At 68.5% G+C, this 5,637-nt stretch carries 3 protein-coding genes; 1 reads left to right on the forward strand and 2 read right to left on the reverse strand.

All coding sequences use genetic code 11. The features are described from left to right. Positions 1-1,374 (forward strand): glycosyltransferase family 87 protein (locus ACJ73U_RS27355; protein ID WP_407780591.1); only part of this gene is annotated, 1,374 nt, incomplete at its 5' end. Between the two features lie 118 nt (positions 1,375-1,492). On the opposite strand, the gene ACJ73U_RS27360 is transcribed toward ACJ73U_RS27355, so the two are convergent. Together ACJ73U_RS27360 and ACJ73U_RS27365 are read right to left on the reverse strand one after the other, a co-directional pair. Beyond that, complete coding sequence (locus tag ACJ73U_RS27360; RefSeq protein WP_407780592.1) at positions 1,493-3,112, reverse strand: glycosyltransferase family 87 protein; 1,620 nt, start codon at positions 3,110-3,112, stop codon at positions 1,493-1,495. A gap of 98 nt (positions 3,113-3,210) precedes the next feature. After that, positions 3,211-5,637, reverse strand: a 2,427-nt coding sequence (locus ACJ73U_RS27365; RefSeq protein WP_407780593.1) for a transglycosylase domain-containing protein, incomplete at its 5' end; no start/stop codon positions are given.

Consider the following 5,637-nt stretch of genomic DNA (forward strand, 5'->3'; position numbering starts at 1 on the left):
CCCACGGACAACGCGGGCAGGCCGAGTGTCGGCGTCCGCCTCACCTCGCTCGGCCTGATCGCACTCACCGTGCTGTGTGGCATCACGCTGATCCTGGGGTTCGTCAACAAGGACCGCTGCACCGGTCCGCGCTTCGACCAGTGGGGCCGCAGCCAGCCGGACTTCGACAAGCGCAAGTACCAGGACGTCTGCTACTCGGACATCCAGACCCTGTGGATCGGCCGGGACATCGACCGGCACGTGTTCCCGTACGTGCACGGCAAGCTGACCGCCAAGGGCCAGCCGGTCGGCGGGGTGGTCGAGTACCCGGTGCTGACCGGCGTGTTCATCTGGGCGTCGGCCCTGTTCGCGCACACGGACGCGGACTTCCTGCTGTACTCGGCGCTGCTGCTGGCGCCGTTCGGCCTGGCCACGGCGTGGCTGCTCGGCCGGCTGTCCGGCTGGCGCGCCCTGCTGTGGGCGATCGGTCCGCCGCTGGTGCTGTACGCGTTCCACAACTGGGAACTGCCGGTGGTCCTGTGCGCGACCGCCGCGTTCTACGTCGTGCACCACGGCTGGGGCAGACGCGGCGCGGATCGGCCACTGGCGACCAGGGCGACGGCCGCGGCGGTGTTGCTGGGGCTGGGCTTCGCGTTCAAGGTGTACCCGGCGATCTTCGCCCTGCCACTGATGCTGTACGTCCTGACCGGCGGCCGCGACGGCACCGACCTCGGCGACCGGCGCCGCCTGAACTGGCGCGGCGCGCTGCGGGTGGCGTGGGTGACGCTCGGCACGGCGATCGCGGTGAACGTGCCGTTCATGGTCGCCGGCTTCGAGGGCTGGCGCGCGTCGTTCACGTTCCAGCTGCTGCGCAAGGCGGACATCACGACGAACTCGATCTGGTTCTGGGGCCTGCGCCCCGACTCGGATCCGGACAACGTGCCGGTTCAGCAGCTCATCGGCGTGCTGTCCCCGTTGCTGATGCTGATCTCGTTCCTGGTGGCGTCCGCCGTCGGCTGGGTGCGGTACCAGAAGGAGGGCACGTATCCCTGGGTGTCGGTGTCGGCGGCCATGCTGTGCGGGTTCCTGTTGCTGCACAAGGTGCACTCACCGCAGTACACGTTGTGGCTGATCCCCATGTTCGTGCTGCTGCGCATCCGCTGGGGCTGGATCGTGGCGTACTTCGCCGCCGACCTCGCGATGGGCATCGGCATCTTCCGCTGGTACTACGAGATCTTCTACGGCAAGCACGGCGACATCTACAACGGCCTGGCGGCCCAGTCGGTCATGGTCGGCGTCTGGGGCAGGGCGGCACTGCTCATCGGCCTGTTCTTCGCGTTCCTCACCTCGAAGGAAACCTTCCGCGACCGCGTCCCAGCACTGGAAACCGTATGACTTGTCCACACTCATCACGGGTTGTCCACAGGCTGTCCACAACCTAGAGCGCGACCGCCCGCCTCGGTGCGCGGTGCATCCACTCCCGGGCAGCACCCGCGACTCCCCGGCGACGGCGTCAGGTGAGTGACTCGTCCGCACGGTCCGGTGCACCGACGGGAACGACGGGTTCGCGGCCGAGTACGAACTTGTCCTCCGCGCCGTCCAGGACGCCGCCTGCCGGGTCGTCCTCGCCGCCCATGCGGATCAGGTCCCTCGTCGGGTGGTAGATCTCGTAGATCACCAGGACGCACAGGCCGACCACCGCGAGGTCGCGGAGCACGACGAACGACAGGAACCAGTCGATCGGCAGGCCCTTCTTGTCGTCCCCGAGGTAGAACATCATGCGGGGCGCCCACACCAGCGCGTCCAGCGTCATCCAGCCCAGCAGCAGCCGCCAGCGCGGTACGGCCAGGACCGCCAGGGGGACCAGCCACAGCGAGTACTGCGGGCTCCACACCTTGTTCGTCACCAGGAACGCCGCCACGATCAGGAAACCCAGCTGCGCCACGCGTGGGCGCACCGGCGCGTGCAGTGCCACGAACGCGACACCCGCACAGCACGCCACGAACAGCAGGGCGCTGACCGCGTTCAGCCAGGTCGGGGTCTGGTCGAACGCGATGGGGCCGTCGAAGCCCTGCCAGCCGGTGAACTGGCTGATCACGTTGTACAGCGAGTCGGGGTCGGCGCCGCGGATGCTGTTGCGGTAGAAGAACTCCCACCAGCCGCGCGGGTACAGCAGCGCGATGGGCAGGTTCACCGCCCCCCACACGACCAGTGCGGCGGCCGCGGCCCGGTAGAAGTCGCGCAGGCGGCCGGCGCGGAGGCACAGCACCAGCAGCGCGCCGAGCAGGAACAGGGGGTACAGCTTGGCGGCCCCGCCGATGCCGAGCAGCACGCCGGCCAGGACCGGGCGTTTTCGCGCCCACGCCAGCAACGCGGTCGCCGCGCAGGCGGTCGCGAGGGTGTCGAAGTTCGTGAAGGCGTGCACCATCACCAGTGGGGACGCCGCGATCAGGGCCGCGTCCCACGGACGTCTGCGTGCCGTCCTCGTCACCGCCCAGATGGTCACCAGCCAGGCCAGGGCGAGCCAGAACGCCGAGATGTCGAAGAACACCGTGACGGCGAGGCCGGTCGGCAGCCAGCCGGCGTTGGCGATCTTGAGCCAGCCGTCGGTCAGCTTCGCGTTCACCCACTGGAAGAGGCCCGTCAGCACCGGGTACTCCATCCAGCGCTGGTGCTGCGTCGGCTTGCCCGCGTCGTCGTACCAGCTCGTCTGGTAGGGGAAGCCGCCCTTGTCCAGCTGCTCGGCCGAGTACAGCGGGACGATGTCGGAGTAGCACATGGCGGTGAACGGCCGGTTCGACCGCCAGTCCAGCTCCAGCTGCTTGGTGCCCTCGTTGTAGTACTGCTGGACGCACGCCGCCTTGCCGAACCAGCCGATCGTCAGCCCGATGAGCGCGATCAGCAGTGCCACCCGCAACGGCGTCCAGAACCAGTGCCGGCCGATCACCGCGTGCACGCCGAGCGGGCCGCCGATCGGTGCGCTGCCCGCCCGCGCCAGCGGCTCGGTCCACGTCGGGATGACGCGGTCCTGCGGGCCGAGGGTCGCGGTGTCGCTGACGGCCCCGGGCCGGGTCGTTGCCGGGATGACGTCACCGTCCTCCGCGGTGGTGGCGTCGTCAGCGGGCTCGGTCACGCGGCCGATGCTACTGGTGCCTTGATCGTTGTCCGGTCCCACACCTGTCCCCGAAAAAGGACAGAGGCCCCACGCGGGGGCCTCTGTCTACGAACCGGTCAGCCGCCCGAGTTGTTGTTCCGGCCAGGACCGTTGGTGTTGCACAGCGGCGGAATGCACTGGCCGCCTGTTGGCTGCGTCGAGCCCGGGGGCTCGTTGCCCGGCGACGACGGGTCGGTCGACGGGTCGTTGTGGTGGTCCGGTGGCGGGTTCTCCGTCGACGGGTTGTCGTTCGTCTGCGTGTTGTTGTTGTTGCCCGACGGCCTGTTGTTGTCCTTCTTCTTCCCGCTGTCGTCCTCGTCGGCGGGGGCCTTGCCGATCGGCTTGTACGGCCCGAAGGTCATCTTTTGCGCGCCGTTCAGGTACGAGTTCATGAACTTCTGCCAGATGGGCCCGGGCAGCGTCGAACCGTAGACGATCTTGCCGGTGTTCGTCTTGAGTGGGACCTGCTTGCCGTTCTCCTCGCCGGCCATCGACACCGCGACCGAGACCTGCGGGGTGTAGCCCACCATCCAGGCCTTGGCGTTGTCCGCCGTCTCACCCAACTGGTGCGTGCCGGTCTTGCCGGCGCAGAGCCGGTTGTTCGCGCACTCGATGTGCGAGTACTTGGGGATCGGCAGCAGCGACTCGGTGACGTTGCGGGCGATCTGCTGGTTGTGGTTCGAGTCCTGCTGGTCGAATGCCGGCGTGCCGGCCGTGACCGACTGGTCCGGGTCCCAGAAGGTTTTCCCGTCCGGGGTGAGGATCTTCTTCACCAGGTGCGGCGTGCGCTTGATGCCACCCGACGCGAACGTGGCGTACGCCCCGGCCATCTCGACGGTCGACACCATCGTCGTGCCACCGCCGATGGCGATGTTGCCGTCCGGCGCCGCGCCGTTCGCACCCTGCAGGTTCGACGCGATGCCGGCCTGGTGGGCGGCGTCGGCGACCCGCTGCGTCCCGACCTCGTTCAGCGCGATGTCGTAGAACACCGTGTTGACGGACTTCTTCATCGCCAGCGCGACCGAGCACTCCTTGCCGCACGAGGAGTCGTTGCTGGAGTTGCGGATCTTCGGGCCACCCGGGGTGAACTGGCGACCGGAGGTGCCGTCGTACGTCTCGCCGAGACCCTTGCCCTTCTCCAACAGCGCGACCAGGTCGAACGGCTTGAACGACGAGCCCGGCTCCTGCCGCGTCTTCGCCCAGTCGAGCCCGTTGCCGTTCTTGCCGCCGTAGTAGGCCAGGACCTCGCCGTTGGCCGGGTTGACCGCCACCAGGGCGGGCAGCAGGTTGGTCGGCTGGCTCGCCATCACGGAGTCAACCGCCTGCTCGGCGAGGCTCTGCGCGTTCTTGTCGATGGTCGTGACGATCGTGTACCCGCGTTGCTTCAGCTGGGCGAGGGAGAGTCCGGTCTTGTCCTCGACCTCGTCCAGCACGGCCTTCTGGATGTGCGCGCCCGGCCCCTGGATCGCCGACGGCCTGGCCTTGTCGAGCCCGATCATCTGCGGGAACTTCGCGGCCTGGCGGTCGGCGGGCGACAGCCAGCCCTTCTCCGACATCTGGTTGATCACGTAGTTCCAGCGCTTGTGCATGTACGCGTCGTCCCGGTACCTGCCGGGGAGCTGGATCATGCCGGCGAGCAGCGCCGCCTCGGACGGTGTCAGATCCTTGAGCGCCTTGCCGTAGTAGGCCTGTGCGGCCGCGACGATGCCGTTCGCGCTGCGCCCGAAGTAGATCGTGTTGAGGTACGCCGTGAGGATGTCCTCTTTGTTGTACGTGTTGTTCATCTTGTAGGCCTTGACGACCTCGAGCGCCTTGCGGGTCAGGCCGCCGACGCCGCTGGCCTCGTCGTCCCCGGTGGCCTGCTTGATGTACTGCTGGGTGATCGTGGACCCACCGCCGGTGCCGCCGGTGACCTGGTTCTTGACCGCGCTCAGCACACCGCTGATGTCGAAGCCCGGGTTGGTCATGAACTGGGCGTCCTCGGCCGCGAACACCGCGTGCTTGACCACGTCGGGGATCTCGTCGTACCGGACGAAGGTGCGGGTGAGGCCGTCCTCGGGGACGACCTTCGAGAACTCCGACTGGTCCGCGTACGTGAGCGTCACGACCTGCTGCTGCGAGGCGGCCACCGACTCCGGGGTCGGCACCTCGACCATCTGGTAGGCGACGAGGAACCCGATCATCGGCACGATGATCATGAGGGCGGTGAGCACGTACCCCCCGCGCCGGACCCGCTTCCAGATCTTCTTGCGGCGCCGCTTGCGGTCGTCCTCGGAGAGCGGGCGGTCCTCGTCCTCGTCGTAGTCGAGGTCGGGATCGTCGTACAGCTCCTCGTCGTAGTCCGGCTCGCGGTGCGTCAGCAGGTCGGGCTCCGGCCTGAGCCCGCGGTGCGAGGGCGACATGACCTCGGTCGGCCCGTTCGGGTCGGCGCCTGGCCTACCCGGCGCACCGGGGGCGGGCATGCCGGGGCCGGGCATGCCGGGACGCGGCGGACCGGCTGGACC

Source organism: Actinophytocola sp. (genome assembly GCF_045807065.1).
Lineage (GTDB): Bacteria > Actinomycetota > Actinomycetes > Mycobacteriales > Pseudonocardiaceae > Actinophytocola.